General features: G+C 44.2%; 18 protein-coding genes. 6 read left to right on the top strand and 12 right to left on the bottom strand.

What is annotated here, in order from left to right:
- Positions 1–16: 16 nt before the first annotated feature.
- The 8 genes from rhaA to KCTCHS21_RS15335 all read right to left on the bottom strand — a co-directional run bounded on the left by rhaA (position 17) and on the right by KCTCHS21_RS15335 (position 9,721).
- Positions 17–1,273, bottom strand: a complete 1,257-nt coding sequence (gene rhaA / locus KCTCHS21_RS15370) for an L-rhamnose isomerase (protein WP_130609896.1) — start codon at positions 1,271–1,273, stop codon at positions 17–19.
- Positions 1,274–1,286: 13 nt separating this feature from the next.
- On the bottom strand, positions 1,287–1,667 hold the full coding sequence (locus tag KCTCHS21_RS15365; RefSeq protein ID WP_130609893.1) for a sensory rhodopsin transducer: 381 nt from the start codon (positions 1,665–1,667) through the stop codon (positions 1,287–1,289).
- 17 nt (positions 1,668–1,684) lie between these two features.
- Positions 1,685–3,754: a bifunctional aldolase/short-chain dehydrogenase gene (locus tag KCTCHS21_RS15360; RefSeq protein WP_130609890.1), complete on the bottom strand. Its 2,070-nt coding sequence runs from the start codon at positions 3,752–3,754 to the stop codon at positions 1,685–1,687.
- A gap of 140 nt (positions 3,755–3,894) precedes the next feature.
- Entirely contained in the window at positions 3,895–4,860 is a 966-nt protein-coding gene (gene glpX, locus KCTCHS21_RS15355; protein WP_130609887.1) for a class II fructose-bisphosphatase, read from the bottom strand.
- Positions 4,861–5,107: 247 nt separating this feature from the next.
- Entirely contained in the window at positions 5,108–6,265 is a 1,158-nt protein-coding gene (locus tag KCTCHS21_RS15350; protein ID WP_232057848.1) for a metallophosphoesterase, read from the bottom strand.
- Positions 6,266–6,403: 138 nt separating this feature from the next.
- Complete coding sequence (locus KCTCHS21_RS15345; RefSeq protein WP_130609884.1) at positions 6,404–7,579, bottom strand: ABC transporter permease; 1,176 nt, start codon at positions 7,577–7,579, stop codon at positions 6,404–6,406.
- A complete protein-coding gene (locus KCTCHS21_RS15340) occupies positions 7,557–8,279 on the bottom strand; it encodes an ABC transporter ATP-binding protein (protein ID WP_130609881.1) in 723 nt (240 codons plus the stop codon). The genes KCTCHS21_RS15345 and KCTCHS21_RS15340 overlap by 23 nt, the downstream gene beginning before the upstream one ends.
- The gene (locus KCTCHS21_RS15335; RefSeq protein WP_130609878.1) at positions 8,279–9,721 is read right to left on the bottom strand and encodes an efflux RND transporter periplasmic adaptor subunit; all 1,443 of its coding nucleotides are present in this window, start codon (positions 9,719–9,721) and stop codon (positions 8,279–8,281) included. The genes KCTCHS21_RS15340 and KCTCHS21_RS15335 overlap by 1 nt, the downstream gene beginning before the upstream one ends.
- A gap of 197 nt (positions 9,722–9,918) precedes the next feature.
- Between KCTCHS21_RS15335 and KCTCHS21_RS15330 the strand changes: the two genes are divergently transcribed.
- Complete coding sequence (locus tag KCTCHS21_RS15330) at positions 9,919–10,617, top strand: response regulator transcription factor (RefSeq protein ID WP_130609875.1); 699 nt, start codon at positions 9,919–9,921, stop codon at positions 10,615–10,617.
- Positions 10,614–12,080: a sensor histidine kinase gene (locus KCTCHS21_RS15325; protein ID WP_130609872.1), complete on the top strand. Its 1,467-nt coding sequence runs from the start codon at positions 10,614–10,616 to the stop codon at positions 12,078–12,080. Before KCTCHS21_RS15330 ends, KCTCHS21_RS15325 begins: the two co-directional genes overlap by 4 nt.
- Here KCTCHS21_RS15325 and KCTCHS21_RS15320 read toward each other — a convergent pair.
- The gene (locus KCTCHS21_RS15320) at positions 12,075–12,878 is read right to left on the bottom strand and encodes a hypothetical protein (protein ID WP_130609869.1); all 804 of its coding nucleotides are present in this window, start codon (positions 12,876–12,878) and stop codon (positions 12,075–12,077) included. The two genes, KCTCHS21_RS15325 and KCTCHS21_RS15320, sit on opposite strands and share 6 nt — an antisense overlap.
- A gap of 403 nt (positions 12,879–13,281) precedes the next feature.
- Between KCTCHS21_RS15320 and KCTCHS21_RS15315 the strand changes: the two genes are divergently transcribed.
- A complete protein-coding gene (locus tag KCTCHS21_RS15315) occupies positions 13,282–13,893 on the top strand; it encodes a hypothetical protein (protein WP_130609866.1) in 612 nt (203 codons plus the stop codon).
- A gap of 597 nt (positions 13,894–14,490) precedes the next feature.
- Here the strand turns inward: KCTCHS21_RS15315 and KCTCHS21_RS15310 are convergent.
- Complete coding sequence (locus KCTCHS21_RS15310; protein ID WP_130609863.1) at positions 14,491–16,560, bottom strand: stalk domain-containing protein; 2,070 nt, start codon at positions 16,558–16,560, stop codon at positions 14,491–14,493.
- Between the two features lie 136 nt (positions 16,561–16,696).
- Entirely contained in the window at positions 16,697–17,140 is a 444-nt protein-coding gene (locus tag KCTCHS21_RS15305) for a GNAT family N-acetyltransferase (protein WP_130609861.1), read from the bottom strand.
- 179 nt (positions 17,141–17,319) lie between these two features.
- On the opposite strand from KCTCHS21_RS15305, the gene KCTCHS21_RS15300 reads away from it, so the two are divergent.
- From KCTCHS21_RS15300 to KCTCHS21_RS15290, 3 genes are read left to right on the top strand one after another with little or no spacing between them, the layout of a single operon-like run.
- Positions 17,320–18,414 carry an endospore germination permease gene (locus KCTCHS21_RS15300; protein WP_157994053.1) on the top strand — a complete coding sequence of 365 codons (1,095 nt, stop codon included), beginning with the start codon at positions 17,320–17,322 and terminating at the stop codon, positions 18,412–18,414.
- Positions 18,401–19,957 (top strand): spore germination protein, encoded by a 1,557-nt coding sequence (locus KCTCHS21_RS15295; RefSeq protein WP_232057847.1) that lies wholly within the window; start codon positions 18,401–18,403, stop codon positions 19,955–19,957. Before KCTCHS21_RS15300 ends, KCTCHS21_RS15295 begins: the two co-directional genes overlap by 14 nt.
- Positions 19,957–21,138 carry a Ger(x)C family spore germination protein gene (locus KCTCHS21_RS15290; protein ID WP_130609855.1) on the top strand — a complete coding sequence of 394 codons (1,182 nt, stop codon included), beginning with the start codon at positions 19,957–19,959 and terminating at the stop codon, positions 21,136–21,138. Before KCTCHS21_RS15295 ends, KCTCHS21_RS15290 begins: the two co-directional genes overlap by 1 nt.
- A gap of 69 nt (positions 21,139–21,207) precedes the next feature.
- Here KCTCHS21_RS15290 and KCTCHS21_RS15285 read toward each other — a convergent pair whose 3' ends face one another.
- Positions 21,208–22,266 carry a CobW family GTP-binding protein gene (locus KCTCHS21_RS15285; protein WP_130609852.1) on the bottom strand — a complete coding sequence of 353 codons (1,059 nt, stop codon included), beginning with the start codon at positions 22,264–22,266 and terminating at the stop codon, positions 21,208–21,210.
- Between the last annotated feature and the right edge of the window lie 13 nt (positions 22,267–22,279).

Below are 22,279 nucleotides of genomic sequence, written 5' to 3'. Positions count from 1 at the left end.
TTATTTTAAGTTATACTCAGCGCTTCAATAGCACTTCGTTTTCGTAGGTTTTTACATCTGCCAGCCACTCTTCCCGAACGGGAACACCCAATTTCGCACAATAGAAATCCCATATTGCGCCGAATGGATAGGACTTAAATTCTTCCGTCAAGGCAAGGCGAGTCGTGTAGTCGCCTTCCAATTCAGCTTTCTTCAACGCTTCAATCGGATCAAGCATACCACGAAGCAATGCTTTGATTGTATTGCGAGTGCCGATAACCCAAGCTGCTACACGATTGATGCTTGCATCGAAGAAATCAAGGCCGATATGAGTCTTGTCGAGCAAATCTCCACGAACAAGCTCTCTGCCGATTTCAATCAACTCATCATCCATCGTAACAACATGATCGCTATCCCATCTCATTGGACGGCTAACATGCAATAAAATCCCGTCCGTAAACAGCGATAACGAAGACAATTTATTAGAAATAACTTCTGTCGGATGGAAATGACCCGCATCCAGACAGATGAGCTTATTATTCTGAATGCCATAGCCCATATAGAATTCATGAGAGCCTACGACATAAGCTTCTGAACCAAGTCCAAACAGTTTACTTTCAATAGCGTCTAAGTTGTGCGCAGGATTCAGTTCCTCTGCGAACACCTCGTCCAAAGCATCCTTCAAGCGTTGTCTTGGCGCCAAACGGTCCACTGGAACATCCTTGTAGCCATCGGGAACCCATACGTTCGTCACGCAGGTCTGACCTAGCTGTTCACCGAAATAAGCTCCGATTTTTCTAGATGCCTTGCAGTGATCAATCCAGAATTGACGGATTTCTGGATCAGAGTGACTGAGCGTAAATCCATCCTTGGACTTCTCATGAGAGAAGCATGTCGGGTTGAAATCAAGACCTAAGCCTTGCTCCTTGGACCAATCTACCCATTTCTGAAAGTGCTTCGGCTCGATTTGATCCAGTTCAACCTTCTCATCCGTATCGGCATAAATCGCATGCAGGTTTACTTTGTGCTTACCCGGGATCAAAGAGAACGCTTTCTCCAGATCCGCGCGTAATTGCTCAGGTGTTGTCGCAGCTCCTGGGTAGTTCCCTGTTACAGAGATCCCTCCCGTTAAATCCTGGTCCTTGTTCAAGAACCCCCGAACGTCATCACCTTGCCAGCAGTGCATGGAAATTTTGATTTTTTCTAAACGGCTAAGCACTTCTTCTACATCTATACCATGCTGAGCATAAAGCTCCTTGGCTGCTTCATAATTACTGATGACTTTCTGTTGCATTGTGGATTCTCCTCTACCGCTCTGATTTAATAGGGTAAGCCATAACAGACATAAGTGCATTCTCAGCCTGTGTCGAATCTAATCTACTATATTGTACAATAATCGGAATATCGCTTAATACCTCTATTGCATAAGGAACGCCGACTGGAATCGGCACCCCTTCTATATGCAATGAGCTTGTTCTAATATGCTTCGTACGTCTTGCAGAAACTACGACCATAATGTCTTCCATCGGTTCGCGATCCTCGAAGAAAATCGTAATTTTGAGAAGCGCATCCTCAGATGCCGTATTTACTACGCAGATAGATTCATGACTTGTTAGATTGCCAGAGCTAAGCTCTGGAATATAACCGTCTGGAATATACCATAGCTTTTCTCCACGTTGCTTATGCATCTATAATAGCCTCCGAATTATCTAGTAAACGCAGCAGGAACTCCACCATCGATTGTTAACATACAGCCAGTCGTTTTATCCGATTTGGAAGAAGCGAAGAACGCAATTCCTTCGGCAATGTCTCTTGGGTAGATGTTAACAAGTAGAGTTGTACGCTTGCGATAGTGCTCTTCCAATTGATCCGGCTCAATGCCGTAAGCAGCCGCACGTTCCGTACGCCAGCTACCATTCCAAATCGCAGAGCCTTGTAGAATGGCATCTGGAAGAATCGTGTTAACGCGAATGCCGAATTCTCCGCCTTCTGCAGCGATACAACGTGCAAGATGAGCTTCCAATGCTTTTACAGAGCTATATGCTGATGCAGACTTACCTGCATAGACAGAGTTCTTGGAGCCGATGAATACCATGTTTCCGCCAATTGCTTGCTCTTGCATCAGCTTGAACGCTTCACGTGCAACTAGGAAATATCCTGTTCCTAATACGTTCATGTTCAAATTCCACTCTTTAAGCGTTGTTTCGGCAAAAGGACTCGAAGTTGCCAGACCCGCATTGTTAACGATAATATCTACTCCGCCGTAAATAACAGCTGTTTCAGCGTACGCAGCTTGTACAGCCTCTTCGTTCGTAACATCCATTTTAACAGCAATCGCACGATTTTCACCGTACTGAGCATTAATTTCCGCGGCTACCTTCTGAGCGCCTTCTAAATTCAAGTCTGCCAGTACAACATGTGCGCCTTCGGATACTAGCTTACGTGCTGTTTCAGAACCGATACCGCCAGCTCCGCCTGTAATGAATGCAACCTTACGGGAAAATTCAGCTTCTGCAGGAGCCAAGGACAGCTTGTAAAGCTCAAGCGGCCAGTATTCAACGTTATAGGATTCGTTCTCTACTAAGGATACGAAGTTGCCAAGCGCAGTTGCGCCTCTCATAACAGCGATAGCACGGTGATACAACGCTCCGCTTACTTGAGACATAGCCCAGCTCTTGCCTGTGTTGATCATACCAACGCCTGGGATTAGGATAACGCGCGGAGCTGCTTCGAACATAACATCGCCTTCGTTTTTGTTGCGCTCGAAGTAAGCTTTGTACATTTCTTTGTAAGCAGCTACGCCTTCTTTAAGCTTAGCTTTCAAGCCTTCCACATCATCAGCATTCGGCGTCCAATCAATGAACAATGGAACAACCTTCGTGTGCACGAGGTGATCTGGGCAAGCTGCGCCAACTTGGGAAAGCGTTGCGGAGTCTTGACCGCCAACGAATTGAAGCACATCTGCTGCATCGTCGAACGACAGAATCATTTTCTTCGCATCGCTTACTGCTCCACGGATCGTAGGCATAACTTGTGAAGCAATGCTCTTACGAACATCAGCTTCTAGCGTTGGGTGCTTCACGCCGCCGAATACCTTAGCTTCGTTAATCCGCGCTTCTATGAAGCTTTCTGCTTCTGTAATGATTTTGATCGTTTGAGCGTAACAAGCCTCGGAAGTATCTCCCCATGTTACAAGTCCGTGCTTTTCCATAAGCACTAGCTCAGCCTTAGGATTGTTTAATACACCTTCTGCAATCATCTTGGACAAAGTAAAGCCAGGACGAATATATGGAACCCACACAAACCGATCTCCGAAAATTTCTTGAGCAAGCTCCTTACCGTTATGTGCACAACACAAGCTAATGATAGAGTCCGGATGAGTGTGGTCTACATGTTTGAAAGGTAAAAATGCATGAAGCAAAGTTTCAATGGAAGCACGTGGGTGCTTGGAGTCAATCATACAATTCACTAAGTAAGCAACCATTTCTTCATCGGGCATTTCCGATTTTTCGAATAAAGGACGAATGTCATCCATGCGAAGGCCAGTAAAGTTGCCAGGCTTCATCGAAGCAAGGTCAGAGCCGCTTCCCTTAACGTACATAACTTCTGTATCACGACCACGGAAATCTTTAACGATCGTCTTAGTAGAAGTATTGCCGCCTCCAAAGTTACAAACGCGACGATCCGTACCAATAATATTGGAACGATATACGAGTTGATCTAAACCGCTTTGTTGCTCTGATGCCTTTGATGATTCCCACAAGCTTTGTACCATGGTAATACCTCCGCATATTTGTTTATTTGTGTTTGTACCTGTTTGTTTTTATATTATCACACCCGTTTATGTTTGAATACCTTAAATTCAAACATAAACAAAAAAAATAACGATCCGTTTGAAGGGATCGTAGCTTATTCCTAATTATTTAAGAATGATTTATTAGGCAAGTAATGCAAGGCTCTTATAAACCGAATTGTTTTTGTTTTGGCCCGCATGACGATAGAATGAGTTTCCGCACGATCATCCGGCAAATAGCGTACTCCACCTAGAAACTCTCCCGGTGTAACGCCAGTTGCAGCGAAGATAACATCCTCAGTACCAACCATATCTTCCATTAAAAGAACCTTATAAGGATCTTCTATCCCCATATCTAAGCAACGAGCGTATTCCTTCGCATCTGATGGCATCAGCCTACCTTGAATTTCTCCACCTAGGCATTTTAACGCAGCTGCGGCCAGCACACCTTCAGGCGCTCCTCCAGAGCCAACATATAGATCGATGCCTGCCTCCGGGAAAGCTGGCGCCATAGCTCCGGCAACATCACCGTCAGACAAGAACTTTATTCTAACTCCTACTTTGCGCAAGGTCTTAATAATGGCTTCATGTCTTACTCGATCCAAGATCATAACGGTAAGCTCGGATACATTCTTATTTAACGCATCGGCCGCTTTCGCTAAAGTGACCTCCATCGGATCAGTCAGTCGCAGCTTGCCAACAAGCTCAGGTCCTACAGCCAGCTTCTCCATATACATATCAGGTGCGTGCAGTAGATTCCCTTTATTTGCGATAGCTATAACGGACATCGCATTGTTCAAGCCCTTAGCTACAATCTCCGTTCCCTCAAGCGGATCAACAGCAACATCGACCTCTTGGCCGTTCATGCTTCCTACCTGCTCACCAATATAGAGCATCGGAGCTTCATCCATTTCCCCTTCGCCGATAACAACTGTACCTCTTATAGAGACGGAATCGAACATCGCCCTCATCGCTGATGTAGCTGCTCCGTCTGCATTTATTTTATCCCCTCGTCCCATCCATGGTGCTGAGGCTAAGGCCGCTAGCTCTGTAACACGTACGATTTCTAATGATAGCTCTCTCTCCATATATAACCCTCCAATAAGCTGAAATCCTTAATTAATGTATAACATATATTTATTTATGATACAATAAATATGTGTCATAATTCTTTTATACGACAAATATGAGGATTTATATTCGAATTTTGACCACAAAACCTCCAATACCCGCATATAATCCATCGTTCAACAAATAAAAAAGCCACATTATAGCACCTATAAAGGAGCAATAACATGGCTTTTTCGAATAACATTTTCAGATGAGCTGTTTCACTTAGGAATTAAGCTTTACTTTAATCTGGATAATCTCAGAACGGCTGCCGATCCTAATAGCCGGGCCCCAGCTACCAAAGCCCGAGGAAACAATTACGTGCATGGCACCTTTACGCATATATCCCCAGTCAAGCTCGAATAGTCTTTTGGTAACCAAGTGGTTAGGGAAGAACTGTCCTCTGTGCGTGTGACCGCTAAGCATAATATCCGCACCAGCCTCGGCAGCTTGGGCGAATTTCGTCGGCTGATGATCCATTAGAATAATAGGTTTACTCTTATCCAGTGACCTCAATAGCTCATCTGCGCTCAATCGTTTAGATGGATCAAGGGATTCAGCCGTCTTATCCTTACGTCCTGCCAGATGGAGCTGACCCGCAATATCCACCGTTTCGTCTCTCAGCACCCGAATTCCGATTTTGTTCATTTCTTCAATATATTGCTCGACGTGACCACCATAATATTCATGGTTTCCTAGTATCGCATAGACACCTTCCTTAGCTTTAAGCTGACTAAGAAGGTTCCCCATCTTGTTGCGTAGGAAAGGTTCAATCGAGTCGTCAATGACGTCTCCCGGCAATAATACTAAATCCGCGTCCATTGCGTTAACACGGTCTATTAACCGTTTTAGATGCTTGCGACCAACAACGTTACCTAGATGGATATCCGATGCGACAGCTACCGTCCACTGCTTTTTCCCGTCTACAGCAGCCACTTTGTTAATCTCTAAATCATATTTACGAATAACAGGACTCCAAGCATTCCGTGATCCTACGACAAGAAGAATGACGATAATGGCAAGAATAGCGCTATTTGCATACAAAGCGTAGTCTCCAACATTCGCTCCGAATATAGCTACAATGAAACGAATCAAATCTCCGATAAGAAAGAGGAGAAAACCAGCTTCCATGATGAAAATATAATAAGAGCCAACGACCTTCAATAGTCTACCAATAGGTTTGAGAACCTGCGGAAGAGGAACGCGCCCTGCGATATAACCAAAAGCGATAATTCCGAATGGCACCCAGAAAGCCCACGGGCTATAAGTGAACCCTATACCATCAAACCATTCCGTAATATGCCAGCCCAAGTAATAGTTAATACCAGTATACACGGCTAGGAAGAAAGTAATCATAATGCTTGTACGTGAATTCATTTTCATGCGTAGTAGGCTCCCTATGAGTTTCTATAAGATTATTCGAAGATTATAACATAAAGAGAACCCCAAACCGAAACGACACGGTTCAGGGTTCTCTCTTTAATTAAACCTTCAAGCTATAGAAGCATTCTATTAGATTTTCTATTCGAAGCGAAGGGCATCAATTGGCTTGAGCTTGGCCGCTTTGTTCGCCGGGAACATTCCGAATAGAACGCCAATAGCTACAGAGAAGAAGAATGCGATCATAATAATATTCAATGAGAAAACAATGTCCATATTTAAGGATGAGGATAACCCCTTGGCAGCGCCAACCCCAATTCCTATACCGAGAAGGCCTCCCAATCCGCTAAGCACCATCGATTCGATCAAGAATTGAATAAGTATATCTCTCTTCTTTGCTCCGATCGCTTTCCGTATGCCGATCTCACGGGTTCTTTCCGTAACCGATACGAGCATAATGTTCATAATTCCAATGCCACCGACTAACAATGAAATACCAGCAATGCCAGCTAGTGCAAGCGTCAGTGTATCCGAAACAGAGGTTAAAGTTGATAGAGCATCACTCTGATTAAATACTCGGTAGCTGTCCGTATTGCCTCGGAAGTGATTGCTGAGCTCTTTTTCTAAGCCGGTAACAACAGAGCTGATCTGATCAGTCGTATCCACCTGTACATATATCGTGCGAACACCTTTCGTCTTAAAAAGTCTTTCTGCTGATGTCAGAGGAATGATAACCACTTCATCGTTAGAGCCGTTCGTCGTGCTGCCTTTCTCGGCTAGTACACCAACTACCTTATATCTTGTACCTTGAATCAGAATATATTCTCCAAGTGGACTATTAAAGCCGAATAGATTGGTAGCCGTGGTTGAACCAATAACAGCTATTTTCTGGTAGACGTCCAAATCTATTTGGGACAGAAAACGACCTGATGACAGCTTGTAATCCTTTAATAGCGCATAGTCCGCATTCGTACCCACCACGCTAAAGTCTACCGTTTTCTTCCCATACTTGATTGTTGTGCTTTGCGTACTTGCGGGAGCAATATATTTAATGCCATTAATATTATCTGCCATCGCAACAGCTTCCTTACCCTCTAAAGTGTTCGACGTACCTCGGCCAAGGATATTGACTGTCAGCAAATTGGTTCCTAAGCTTTCAACCTGCTCCTTTACCGACTTGGTAGCGCCCTGTCCAAGAGCAACTAACGCGATGACCGCTGTTACTCCAATAATAATGCCAAGCATGGTTAGAACTGAACGGAGCTTGTTGGACAGAATGCTTTTGATGGCCATCTTAAACGCTTGTATAAAGTTCACTCTGTCCTCCCCCCTCCTCGTTCAATTTACCGTCCATAATTTTAATAACACGTTTAGCCTGACGAGACACGACGGGATCATGTGTAATAAGAACGATTGTATGTCCCAAGGAATTCAATTCCTTAATGAACTCCATCACTTCTTTCCCGGTCTTCGTATCCAGCGCTCCTGTTGGTTCGTCTGCGAGCAGAATGGGAGGATTCCCCGCCAAAGCTCTAGCAATAGCGACACGTTGCTGCTGGCCACCCGACAATTCAACTGGACGATGATGAATTCTTTCCTCTAGTCCTACTTTTGTTAACGCTGCAATAGCTTGCTCTCTCCGAAGCTTGGCCGGAACTCCTCGATAGATTAGTGGAAGCTCAACATTCTCTATTGCAGTCAGGCGAGATAGCAAATTGAAGCCTTGAAAAATAAAGCCGATTTTCTGATTGCGGATTTCGGCGAGCTTATTTTCCTTTAACTGACTGACTTCTTCCCCATCAAGCCAGTATTCACCTGTAGTTGGTGCATCTAGGCAGCCAATGACATTCATGAGGGTGGATTTCCCCGACCCCGATGGCCCGGTAATGGCAATAAAATCTCCTCTATAAATCGTTAAAGATACTTCATCCAAAGCCTTTAACAGTTCTCCGCCCATGCGATATAGCTTGCTTAATTGATTAATTCGGATTAATGATTGTGAGCTTGCCGTTATCATTAGCGAGCACCGCCTGCCGCACCGCCGCTAAATTGTCTTCCGCCGCCGTTGAAGCCACCGCCACCACCCTGCATCCCTCCAGCACCTGGAATACCTCCTGAGCCCAATCCCATGATGCCTGTAGATCTATTCGCGTTCGTGCTTGTACTAATTAAAGTTGGCAGCACAACTAAATCGCCTTCTTTAAGACCTGATAAAATCTCGATATAATCCTCATTGTTAATGCCAACTTCAACAGCAACTCTTTTGGTAGCCGCTATAGCAGTACCACTCCCTGTGCCTGTCTGTGCAATTGTTCCAGCTCCAGCGCTAGTTCTAGTGCCAGCTCCAGCACCTGTTCGAGTACCAGTACCTTGAGAACGGGATCTGTTAGAGTTTTCCATGAATTTCTCACGCATAGCGGCTCTATCCTCGGCATCAACATTGCTCCCTGCTCCTGGAGTTCTTCCTGCCCCTGAACCAAATCCTGGACCTTCTGCTCCTGATCCTTCTGCGCCCGTTTCTGTTCCTGTACCTTCTGTGCTCGTTCCTGTACCAGGAATCATGACAAAGTATTTTCCTTGGAACGATTGTACAGCTTCAACAGGTACATATAGAGCATCCGTTTTCTTTTCTGTCAAAATGCTTGCTTCAGCCGACATACCTACCTTTAACTTGCTAGCATCCGTTAATACAATTGTAACGTTGTATGAAGCCACTCCATTGCTCGTAGTCCCTTCATCCGCAATGGATACTACTTTGCCTGTGAATGGATTCGCAGGTAAAGCCTCAACTAAAATTTGCGCTTCCTGGTCCAGCTTAACTTTCGAAATATCCAGCTCGTCTACGCCGACGACCATATATAACTGAGCAAAGTTAACGATCTCACCGAGATCACTGTTAGGATTGATAGAATCACCTGCTTGTACACTAAAAGTAGCCAGTACTCCATCAATTGGTGCCACTATGGGATCCAGCTTCTTATTAGATTTAAGGGAAGCAATATCTTGTTGGGACATCTCTATGTCTAGCTGCTGCTTCTGAACATTAAGCGACAATGCTTCCCGCAAAGTACTATCAGACTCCTCCTTATACTTTTTCTGCAAATCAGCAAGGTCCAGCTTTTTCTTTTTCACATCAAGCTCCTTGCTTTTAACTTGGTTTGTAATGTCTTCCTGTACATATGTAATGAGTACGTCGCCTTTCTTGACAGTGTCCCCTTGCTTGTAATTCACTTTAAGCGCAGTCCCAACGTTGCTGGCTTTTATCGTTTGTCTGGACGAAGGCTGAATACTCCCAGTACCACTTATCTTTACCTCTAAGTTTCCTTTACGGACTGGAGTCGAATTCAAGCTTGCGCTTACTGGCGTATCCTTTTTCCCGTAAACCTGAAAACCACCCCATGTACCTGCTGCAATTACAACAATCAATGTAGCTGCTATCCATGCGCTTCTTTTTTTCATTTGGAATGTTCACCTTCACCCTTTATGATCTTGTGACTCATTATGTTGGGTGAACCTTAGCTCAATATGAGTGCCCGCTGAATGTTTTCTGAGCACCTCCTTCAGCTTTCTTTCAGTTTTCTCTCAGCCAAGCTTAAGCTTGATCACTCATAATAAGATATACTAGTTAGCTTAAGTAAGCAGTTGGAGGGAATTGTATGGCACAGATGCCAAACAAGCCGAATAAAGGAATAAAAGTAATGGTTGTCGATGATGAACCGAATATTGTTCAGTTTCTAGAACTCGGTTTACTTAATGAAGGCTTTCAAGTTATGACTGCGCAGGATGGTTCCGAAGCGATTGCCCTTGCTGAACAATTCGTACCGCATGTCGTTATTCTAGATGTAATGATGCCAGGCATGGATGGGTATGAGGTATGCCAAGCCTTGAAGAGTAAGAGACCTGTATCCGTCATTATGCTAACCGCGAGAGAGGAAATCGAGAACCGTGTTAAAGGACTTTCCCTTGGGGCAGATGATTATATGTCCAAGCCATTCAGCTTCGGTGAGCTTCTCGCCCGAATCCAAGCCAGAATGCGTAATCAGTTCCCCCATCTTCTCAGTGAGGTGTGCATTGGTCCATTCAGCATCGATTCGCTCAGGAAAGAGCTTCGTTATCACGGCCGAATAGTGGAGCTGTCGCCAACAGAATCCGAGCTACTCAAGCATTTGGTTTTTAATCATGGGCGGGTTCTTAGTAAAAGTGTCATATTAGATCAAGTGTGGGGTTATAACTTCGGCGGGGACGAAAATATTGTAGAGGTATATATCCGATCGCTACGTGACAAGCTTCAGGATCGTGAGCACCGAGTTATTCGAACGATTCGAGGAGCGGGTTATCGGGTGGACTTAATATGATTCACAAACAAAAGATACTTGCAGGCCTTCGTAACCTCCTTTTCCCCCGTTCGCTTCGCTATCAGCTATTATCACGAATACTGCTCATTCTTGCCGGCTTACTGATCGTTATCGGCTTGTTTCAGTACATATTCATGGAAAGGTTTCTTTACCAGAACAAAGCAGCAACCATTCAGAAACAAATTCAGTCCGTGCCAGGTGACATGTGGGAGCGATTCAATTTTCTCGATCGGAGAAGACCAGCCGGGGGTTTCATTTTCTTCCCAGCCTCATCTGTAGCTTTAATTAATGGAGATGGCAAGTTTAATGTGTTATCTACGATGAGCGATTCCTCTGCGGAGTCTGTTCCCATCCTGGATCAGCAGGTCTATCATAGAGCGCAAAAACAGTCTCGAGGAAGTAAGCCCGTCTACCAAATCGTCAACAATAATAATGAGGGAGAACAGCTTGTTGTTCTTCAGGCAGTAAGAGCTTTTCAGGGAGCGCGTGGTGTCGTTCAAGTGAGCACTAGCACCAAACCGCTAAAGGCCGAGCTTAATCGTCAGCTAATGCTGTTCCTAGCTATTGCATTTGTTGCGCTAGTCGGAGGCGTCCTTACGTTTCTTTCAGCTATTCGCCGAACTTTAACGCCGTTATCACAGATGGTTCTTACTGTCGAACGAATTGATTCAGAGCAATTAAACAAACGGTTACCCGAAAATGAAAAGCCGATGGAAATAGATCGATTGTCTCAATCCTTCAATCGTATGCTCCAACGGCTGGAAGCCTCATTTCATGCCGAACAAGAAGCCAAGGAACAAATGCGCCGATTTGTTTCCGATGCATCACACGAGCTACGGACACCACTCACATCTATTCATGGCTTCCTTGAAGTGCTGCTTCGCGGCGCAGCCTCGGATTCCACTCAGCTGGACAAGGCACTTAGAAGCATGTACGGAGAGTCGGAAAGAATCAACAAGCTAGTTTATGATTTGCTCCAGTTAGCCAAGCTCGACCGTGCTCCAGAAGCGCAGCTTTCCTCTGTGGATTTGGCAATGTTAGTTCGGGAGATGGAGCCGCAGCTGCAAATTCTTGCTGGTGAACGCACAGTAAAATTACATCTTGATGCAATCGGTCCATTGCAGCTTGACCGTGACAAAATAAAACAGGTGCTCTTAAACATATTTCAGAATGCCGTACAGCATACAGATCCTCATGAGGGCATGATAACCATCTCCGTATACAGGCTTGATCAGAATGCTGAGCTTACTATAGAAGATAACGGTTCTGGCATTGCAGACGAGCATCTTCCTCATCTTTTCGACCGTTTTTACCGTATTGAAGGCTCGCGAGCGCGCAAATACGGGGGCTCTGGACTCGGGCTGTCGATTACTCTAGCGCTAGTTGAGCTTCATGGAGGGTCTTTAAAAGCAAAAAGCCACCTTGGGAAAGGCAGCTTGTTTTGCGTTAGTTTACCATTATAATCTGTCTAAACGCTGTACTCCCTCAAATAGGGTAGCAATATAAAGATATTGGTCATCTAAATCCACGTCCGTCACCTGACAGCCGATCTTTAATGCCTTTAATGCGATCTGATTGCGGATGTGACTAATACGATATAAGCCTCGGTCGGTACAAGCGAACACCTCTTGACCACGAGTAACGACCGAGAACACAAATGTTTTTCCCATTGCATAGCGTTCAAAGCCGCCTCGCTGATTGCCTACTAACAAATCACCATGCTCTGTAGCACCGACTATGCGACTGTGATACACAGCTAGACTTGTTACGGCAGAGCCATAATTGAAATTCATCCAAGATGAAGTCATCCGATCCAGAATAGATAGACCTTCGTTTGTTCCAAGCACGACGTATTGAGGTAAATACAAAAAATCGTAAACAATAATGTCAGAGCGCATCATGAGGTGCCACTCACTATCCTCGGTGTACCACAATCCACACGATGTTCCTGCAAGAGCTACCTCACCGAATTGCTTATATTGATAACAGCCAACGCATAGCTGGGTCTGCTCCCAATTCTCTTCCTCACGTACAAAAAGTCCTTTATTAGAGCATGCATATAATTGATCCTCATAGGCTTGTAGTCGATTAATGTGAGTTTGCTCGGGAAGACCTTCATTTACTTCTATCCACTCGTCTGTTAATTGTTTCTTATGTACGATTCCTTGTCCAAGAGGAGCCGCGACAAGTTCATCAGAAGACAGCTTCTTAACGGAGGAAAAGTGAAACACTAGCCCTCCTGAGTTTGTCGATGTTTGCATGTTGTAAATTCAACTCCTTCTCCTGACTATATACAGTTTAATTGATAATGATTATCAACGTCAAATGTTTTATTCTAGAATAGCGATATTGTAATCATCCGCACGAAAAAACGTCCACAAAATTTGCTAAATTTCGCTTTGCCACCTCCGTACAAATCAAACACTTTGCCGCTTCTTTTGGGTAACTTCTCTTGGGTAACTTCTCTTGGGTAACTTTCTTCGGTAACTCTCTTCAGTGACTCTCTTCAGTGACTCTCTTCAGTAATTCTCTTCAGTAATTCTCTTCAGTAATTCTCTTCAGTAACTCTCTTGGGTGATTATTGCAGCATTTTGCTGGTTAGCGAGGCCCATAGTGAATCGTGGGTTCACTACTTCAGCTTTTTTCTGGTTGGCGGGGTAGTTAGTGGATCCTGCGTTCTCTATTGCAGCTTTTTTCTGGTTGGCGGTGGCGTTAGTGGACACTGCGTTCTCTATTGCAGCTTTTTTCGGGTTAGTGGGAGCGTTAGTGGACGCTGCGTTCTCTATTGAGGCATTTTTAGGGTTAGCGGGAGCGTTAGTGGACGCTGCGTTCTCTATTGCAGCTTTTTTCTGGTTGGCGGTGGCTTTAGTGGACGCTGCGTTCTCTATTGCAGCTTTTTTCGGGTTAGCGGGAGCGTTAGTGGACGCTGCGTTCTCTATTGAGGCATTTTTCGGGTTAGCGGGAGCGTTAGTGGACGCTGCGTTCTCTATTACAGCTTTTTTCGGGTTGGCGGTGGCGTTAGTGGACGCTGCGTTCTCTATTGAGGCATTTTTCGGGTTAGCGGGAGCGTTAGTGGACGCTGCGTTCTCTATTGCAACTTTTTTCTGGTTAGTGGGAGCGTTTGTGGACGCTGCGTTCTCTATTGCAGCTTTTTTCGGGTTAGTGGGAGCGTTAGTGGACGCTGCGTTCTCTATTGCAGCTTTTTTCGGGTTAGCGGGGTCGTTAGTGGATCATGCGTTCTCTATTGCAGCTTTTTTCGGGTTAGCGGGGCGTTAGTGGACACTGCGTTCTCTATTGCAGCTTTTTTCGGGTCAGAGGGAGCGTTAGTGGACGCTGCGTTCTCTATTGAGGCATTTTTCGAGTTAGCCGGAGCGTTAGTGGACGCTGCGTTCTCTATTGCAGCTTTTTTCTGGTTAGCGGGAGCGTTAGTGGACGCTGTGTTCTCTATTGAGGCATTTTTCGGGTTAGCGGGAGCGTTAGTGGACGCTGCGTTCTCTATTGAGGCATTTTTCGGGTTAGTGGGAGCGTTAGTGGACGCTGCGTTCTCTATTGCTGCTTTTTTCGGGTTAGCGGGGGCGTTAGTGGACGCTACCGTTAGCGGGAGCGTTAGTGGACGCTGTGTTCTCTATTGCAGCTTTTTTCTGGTTAGTGGGAGCGTTAGTGGACGCTGCGTTCTCTATTGCAGCTTTTTCGGGTTAGCGGGAGCGTTAGTGGACGCTGCGTTCTCTATTGCAGCTTTTTTCTGGTTAGCGAGGCCCATAGTGGATCCACCGTGCTCTATCGCATCATTTTTTGTTTCCATTACGTACGAGAAGCCGTCTTGGGCATATAAATATGCTCCAAAACGGCTTCTCTACTGCTACTCACTAACCCTTACTCCGCAGATGTCCCAGTTTCAGTCCCTGACCCAGACTGAGCACCTGCTCCCGTCTCAGCACCGGATCCTGTTTCCGATCCGGACTGCGGATCCACTACTGGTTCGGATGATGCTGGAACTGGCATTGGTAAAAACAGAAGGTTAATCGGAAGGTTGCTGCCTCCCGCAGGGGTGAATACGATAGTGACTGATTCCTCTGTATCTCCTGTACGATAAAGCATACCGGCCTCATTCGGATTTGCTAGAATACCTGATTGAGGTGCATATACGACCTTACCATTTACTGTGAATGCTCCGGCATAGTGCCCACCACGTGGGTTGATGGCAATCGCAGTATGAGGCTTAACAAAATTGAGTCTAATTGTGTAAAGCACACCATAGTTACCCGAGTTCAGCACTTCAGTATCCGTTGTCTTATCTATCCCTGAGAGGCGGGTATCAACAGTATTATCAGCAAGAATGAGTCTGCCCGGCTCATTACCAACAGTCTGGTTAATGATTATACTCCGATTAGCATTATCAAACGTCCCTCTCATATGTCCCTTAACCGGTAATATGGAAAGCTTAGGAACAGTGCCAATAATATCACGAGTAGCATCTGTCACAACGACTTGTACCTTAAGCGGCATATTCATCCGAATATCACCGACCATTGAGTATACGTCCCCTGGCTTAAGGATTTTATCACTATATTCCTTGAATATAATGCGACTCTCGCCGGCTGGTATAGCCACATTGGAGTATTTCGGGTTCAATAAAGCTTCCAGAAAATTCGCAACTCCTGCACGTCCTGCTGTAGATACGTAGATATGAGGTCCGCCTAAGCCCGCAGGCCCTAAGCGTACATTCGCAGCTTCAGTATTCTCATTAGTTACTACGATAGAAATTTTCACATTCTTTTTCATAGTATTGTAATTATGGATGAGGAATCTTACATCCCCTGATACTGTATCCTCGTAATAGATTCCTTCATTCTCTATCGTTTCAGGACTATTAGATCTGAATAGAGTTGTCTGACCATCAATAATCGTATAATTTAATGTCCGATAATCTAATACACCTGAGCCACTCATTCCAAACTTTCCTCCAAGCGGAGTGTAGACCAAGTTAAACTGCTCCTGTGTATACAGAGTCTCATCTTCAATATTAACTGTATAGCTATATTCGTCAACTTCGCCATGCGCGTCAGTAACGGTCAATGTAATTGTTTGTGGTCCGGGTACAAAAAATCCACTTTTATTGTTATCCCATACACGGCTAGTTATGCGGTTCTCATCATCTGTGCTTAGATCTGTGTATTGAATAAGCTCCCCCATTTTATAAGAGGCCTTATCTGTCGAAAACATGGCAACTGGAGGCTGGTTAGGTGCTTTAACTGTTACTTTAACTGTGTACGGATCACTCCAAGTCCCGTTTTCATCCTGTACCCAATGAGATACTGTATAAACTCCCTTTGCATCAAAGACGTCAAAATTGTTCTCCCAACGTTCATCTACAATACCGAGTCCACCAGGATGATAGGACAAATCCTTATAAGTAACCTGGGTTTGCTCAGCGTAAGGATTCGCATTCGACACGGTAAACTTAGCTACCGGCTTTGCCCCCCAAGTGAGCTCCACTTTCTTTTCCTTCGGAAGATCTAACAGGTCTATTTCAAAGTTAGTAGCCACTGTACGAAGAGGTACCATTAATGTCCCATTGAGCAAATACGGTGCGCTTGATCCATAAATAATAGAATTTTTATTTAACAAATATGTTGTTTTACCAACTGTCATTCTTAGCTCTGTTTCACCTACAGTAAGAACATATTCCTTAGATTTGGCTTCATAGACAACTGTGCCATAAATTTCTGTCATGAATGATCTAGCTGCAACATAAGTAACTCCTTTCGTAATAGTAAGCGGTTGCGAAGCGGTTATGCTTTTACCATTATGTATCATCTGCTTAGAGCCTTGCGTGAGAATGAGTTTTTCCATTCCTCCTGTAATATCTGCTGCGTTTACTGAAAGTGGAATTGAACAAAATAACAGTACGGCGATAAACAATTGCGTAAAGCTTTTTTTCATAGCTGTCTCCTTCTAATCTAGTTGTGAACTATATCTATTTATTTAATCACATGTAATAACGAAAATTGGCCTCAAAAGTTGCTATATTTATAGACTTTAAGTCAAAAAAGAGGCCTAAAGTGTCAATTTTCCAACTTTATAAGCTTTTACGCATGCGCACATGCCATATATCTGCATCCAAAAAAGGCTCCTCAGATTCTACCAAATATCCCAATTTACTATAAAAAACCTCAGCCGAGCATTGTGCATCTAGCACGGAAGCCTTGAATCCATCCGCTTTAGCCTCTTCTTCCATTTTCTGAAGCAAGAGCTTTCCCACACCCATCCCGCGGTAAGGCTTTAAGACAGCTATCCGTTGCATCTTAGCCGCTTCTTCCTCAAATCTCTTAAATCTTCCAGCTGCGATAGCCTGTCCCTCTTCTACAACAATAAAATGATAGCAGGCATCTGGTGAGATATCATATTCATCTATTTCCAGCTCACTTGGCACCCCTTGCTCTTTAACAAATACTTCTTCTCGAACTTTAGCAGCCTGCATTAACTCATCATGCGTCGTAACTCTTTTACATTTCATCATCATTATTTTCACACCTCATATTCTCCCTGCTCTATTAAACAGAGGCTTACAATTGACACTCTCTCAGCTTACCGGACTTGTATAGGTAGTTCAATGGATACCCAGCTCCCAATTCTTGCATAATCGCGCTTTCGACTAAGCATAATAAGGGCAGTAATTGAGGAATGGAGGGTGATGCACTGATGCTTACACATAAAATAAATGTTGTTCAAACGATGATGCTGTTTACTCTAGCTATTGGAATAACCAACCATGTTATTATCGTTCCATTAATCCTCAATGCTGCACACAGAGATTCTTGGATTAGTGCCTTTATGGCTATCCCTCCGTTAATTATTTGGACGATCATCGTGTTTTTTGTTATGAGACTTACGAATCAAAAGTCCTTATACGATTGGTTTAAAGCTCACTATAATCCTCTAATTGCTTGGCTAGTCATCGTGCCGATTATCGTGTTTTTAATATTCATTTTATTCGTAACTGTTCGAGATACATCCTCTTGGACTAAAGTAAGCTATTTACCCAAAACTCCCTATCCCATCACAGTCAGTCTATTCGTCTTAACTAGCTTTTTCGCCGCAATGGCTGGTCTTAGAACGATAACAATTGCAGCTGGTTTACTGCTTCCCGCTGTTATTTTGTTCGGATTTTTCGTTATGAGCGTAAATTTTCAATTTAAGGACTATTCCTATTTAACCCCTATTTTCACAAATGGGTATAAGCCAATATTCCACGGAACCGTCTATGCATTAGGTGGATTTGTGGAGTTTGTTCTCCTGCTCGCCATGCAACAGCACTTAAGTAAGAAATTCCGATTGTCTTCGATTTTGTTTTTAACTCTGGCGGTTACCGGATTGATTTTCGGTCCAATAATGGCCTCGATTGCTATTTTTGGCCCTTTTGAAGCTGCTGACCAGAGATATCCCGCGTTTGAGCAGTGGCGAATGGTGCTCCTTGGTAAATTCATTTCTCATTTGGATTTTTTGTCTATTTATCAATGGCTGGCAGGATCTTTGACCCGAATATCTCTTTCTCTTTTCTTACTTTTTGACCTTCTGAAAATGACTCGTAGTCGAAGCAAGGGAATATGGATGTTCCTTACCTGCAGCGTTCTCATCATTGTGACTTCGCAAAAAGGGATAAGTGATAACATGTTTTTTCATTTTCTACAGTACTACTTCTTTCCTTTTGCCTGTACCTTCTTTTACTTCTTTCCTTTCCTGCTCCTTCTCATGATCGTGATGAAACGAGGTAAACGTAAGCATGAACTTGGATAAATTGTTCCGCACAACATTTTATGCAGATCAGACCAACTCCTCCGAGAAGTCGAAGCATACTGATATATCCACAATGAAGCTTGCTGATTTGAGTCAGTCCGCCCTGTATGAATTGTTTAAACACTCTTCCGACGTTAATATTCGCCCCTATTTCTCAGTAAATGAACCTAATTTACTAAATCCCCTGCTTATCTATTGCGACGGGATGATTGACGCCAAGCTATTAAACGATTTTCTCTACATGCAATTGAGAAAGCTTCTGACGAATTTCCCTCCTTCGAGCGATCAAGTCCTTCCTGGTACGGCACTTGAAAACCAGAACTTCTACCAGATTGAAGAGCCTCAGGCCGTTCAAAATCTTATTCAGCAAGTGATGTCGGGCAATTTAGTGCTCTATTTCGAGTCAACGCGCAGCTTGTATGTCATTCAAATGGCAAGTCCTCCACAGCGTTCTCCAAGTGAATCCAATACAGAGATCTCTATTAAGGGACCTCGCGACGGTTTCACTGAGTCGATAGAAATGAACATCGCTCTCGTTCGTAAACGATTAAAGACAACGACTATGGGCATCGAATACTATCAATTGGGAGCCAGAAGCAGAACAAATGTTGGGCTCCTCTACATATCAGATATAACGAATAAGGATCTCCTAGCAGAAGTAAAGCAACGAATTCAAAAAATTGAAGTTGATGGCGTATTATCAAGCCAGCAGCTAGAGGAAGGGCTTTCTGATTCCTCCTACGCCCTATTTCCATTGTTGGATTACATGGGGCGCCCTGATTATATTGCCGAGAGCTTACTTCGAGGACGTTTCGCGGTTATTGTTGATGGATCGCCTATGGTTCTTGTTGGACCTACTAACTTAATGACGTTAATTAAATCCCCAGAAGACCTCCATCAGCCTTTCTATTATGTCATTCTCGAGCGAATCCTTAGAATTCTGGGATTAATCGTGGCCATTTTCTTTCCAGGGTTCTGGGTAGCGATATCGGCCTACAATTTGGATCAAATTCCTTTTCCGTTACTTGCGACTGTCGTTGTTTCCAGGCTCGGTCTGCCTTTGTCAGGACCTTTAGATCTATTCCTTATGGTCGGATTGTTTGAGCTATTTCGTGAGGCTGGAATGCGTCTCCCCAAAGCTGTAGGGCAAACGGTTGCAGTTGTTGGGGGGTTGATCGTGGGAGAAGCGGCAATATCCGCAGGGATAACGGGCCCGACGACGCTAGTTGTTTCAGCTGTTACTGCTGTGTCAACGTTTACGCTTGTCAATCAATCATTGAGCGGCTCCGTTACGGTTATTCGTTTCTTCGTTCTTGGATTCAGCTGTCTATTCGGCATGCTGGGTTTCTTCTTGTCCATGTTCATCATCGTCATTTATCTGTCATCACTGACGTCTTTTGGCGTTCCTTATTTATCTCCATTGTCCCCAATTCGGTATAAGGAATTATTGTTATCCCTGTTGACCGCGCCATGGAAATGGCAGAAGAAAAGACCCGCCATGTACGATCCGCAAGACTCGACTAAGCAAAGGGAGAATTCTTAATGAAACGCTATTTATTTGTTTTAGTTTTGTTAGGATTGTCTTTAGTGCTGTCCGGCTGCTGGGATATTAAATCATTGCAGGATGTCAATTATTTCACAGGAATCGGCATAGACTTTAGGGACAATAAATACCATGTGTATGTTCAACAGTTGGACTTTTCAAATGTGGCCAAATCAGAAGGAAACAGCAAATCAAGCACCTCGACTAACATTTGGGTAGGACATGCTGAGGGCGTATCTATTTCGGAAGCCGTTGTTGAGCTCTACCAAACAACGCAGCAGACCGTGTTCTGGGGCCATCTCTCCTCCATGGTGTTCACTGAAAACCTGCTTAAGAAAGGGGATTTGCTTGCTGTATTCGATGCATTAATGCGCAATCCAGAAATTCGTTATACCCCTTGGGTTTACGGCACTAAGAAGGATTTGCAGAAAATCTACACGACAACGCCCTTTTTCTCCCTCTCTCCCCTTAACTCCATTCTCTATTCACCGGAAACCAATTATAAACAGCGTCCAATCGTCGTCCCTTTGCGATTCTCACAATTTGTTAGAGGCTTCAGAGATCCTGGAAACACTGTGCTTCTCCCCTCTATAAGCATTTCTGACGATACATGGGCTGAAAATAAAAAAGCCGACCCCAAATTAGAGGTAGACGGCGTGTTTGCCATGTATAACAATGAGCTTAAAGGATGGACTTCTCATGAAAAGCTGCTTGGTCTCAGATGGCTCGAGCGCAAATCACAGGCTTCCAGAGTTGTTCTAAGAGAGAACGGTGTTAATATTGCCTCACTTAAATTCACAGCACCCCACCCCAAAATCCAAATCAGCTTCAATAATGGTCAACCTATCTTCAACATTAAAGTTAAAGTTGTCGCAGCGTTAAATGAATTATTAGTTCCAAAAACGGAACAGCAGCTTGAGAAAATGGCGTGCGAAAAAATAAGCGAGGAAATCCGCGAAACCTTCCAATTCGGGATACAAAAGCAAACCGATTTATTAGCACTTGAACACACTCTATATCGCAAAAAATACAACCGTTGGAATGATATGACTGCATCAGGCAGCATTCCGCCAAGTCAGCTGCAAATAGGTGATGTTAACGTGAAGGTTGCCATCGTTCAATCGGGAATGTTCAATCTGTCTAGAAAAATGAAATTAAATACCTCCAGCAGCTCTAAGTAAAAACGAAAAGCACCTGCGCAAATACCGTTGTATTGGTCATTCGCTAGGTGCTTTATCGTTTAATTGATACTAGTTAGTTATATCCAATTGCTCGAGCTGATTTAATAAATCAGCTTGGGAAAAGCCTTCACCAATGAAAACAGCCACATTATTTACTGATTTCTGAGGTGTAATTCTCAAAAAATCAATTTCCCGGTAAGCGTACTGAAATAAAAATAAGCTTGCCGTATCTTGAAAAGCTACGATGCCTTTAGCGCGATAGATTTCTTGGGGCAGCTGCTTCAGAAAAGCTTCGAACACTACACTGTCCACTTTACCTTTGAAATAATAGGTCACAACATTCACATGATCGTGAAGAGTGCCATGCTTGTGGGCGTGGCTGTGATTATGATAGCTGTGCTCGTGCTCATGGTTGTGGTCGTGATGTTCGTGCTCGTGCTCATGGCTACAATTCTCATGCGTGCAATGCTCATCATCCTTATGCTCACTAGCTTCTTGCTCAAAACTCCTATTGTGCTCGATATCAGCATAGAGAAGATCAGGGTCAAGCTCGGCATTCGTTGTTAAGGCTAATCTTGCGTAGGCATTCAAATCCTTAATCGCTTCTTGTAGCTCAAGGAGATCTTGCTCTTGGACCAAATCCGTTTTATTAAGGATGATGAAGCTCGCTACGCGGATCTGCTCCTTCATCAACTTTAACGTCTTGCCCGTACCTATGCGAAGCCTGTCCAGTAAATGGCGAGCATCTACAACAGTAATGACATTCCTAAGCTCAAGCTTGGCATACAGTGACGCTTCCGTGACACCCTCCATAATTTCTAAGGGCTGTGCTATGCCTGTTGACTCAATCCAGATGACATCAGGCTCGTGCTCCTGCGCCAGCTGTACGAGCTCCAGTCCAAGATCGCCCCGGCTCGTACAGCAAATACAGCCTCCGAGTACTTCGGACATCGGTATATCTTTTTCAATCAGCTGGCCTTCCACGTTTACGTCACCGACTTCGTTCATAACTATAGCGGGCTTTAACCCCTTAGCCTTTGCATCGGTTAAAATTCGGTTTAATAGCGTTGATTTCCCGCTTCCGAGAAATCCAGTTATTACGTATACAGGCACTACCTTTTCATTCATGCGGAAAATCTCC

It is taken from the genome of Cohnella abietis, from assembly GCF_004295585.1.
GTDB lineage: Bacteria > Bacillota > Bacilli > Paenibacillales > Paenibacillaceae > Cohnella > Cohnella abietis.
Note: the sequence above shows the minus strand (reverse complement) of the source record. Positions and strands in the feature narration are given on the sequence as shown.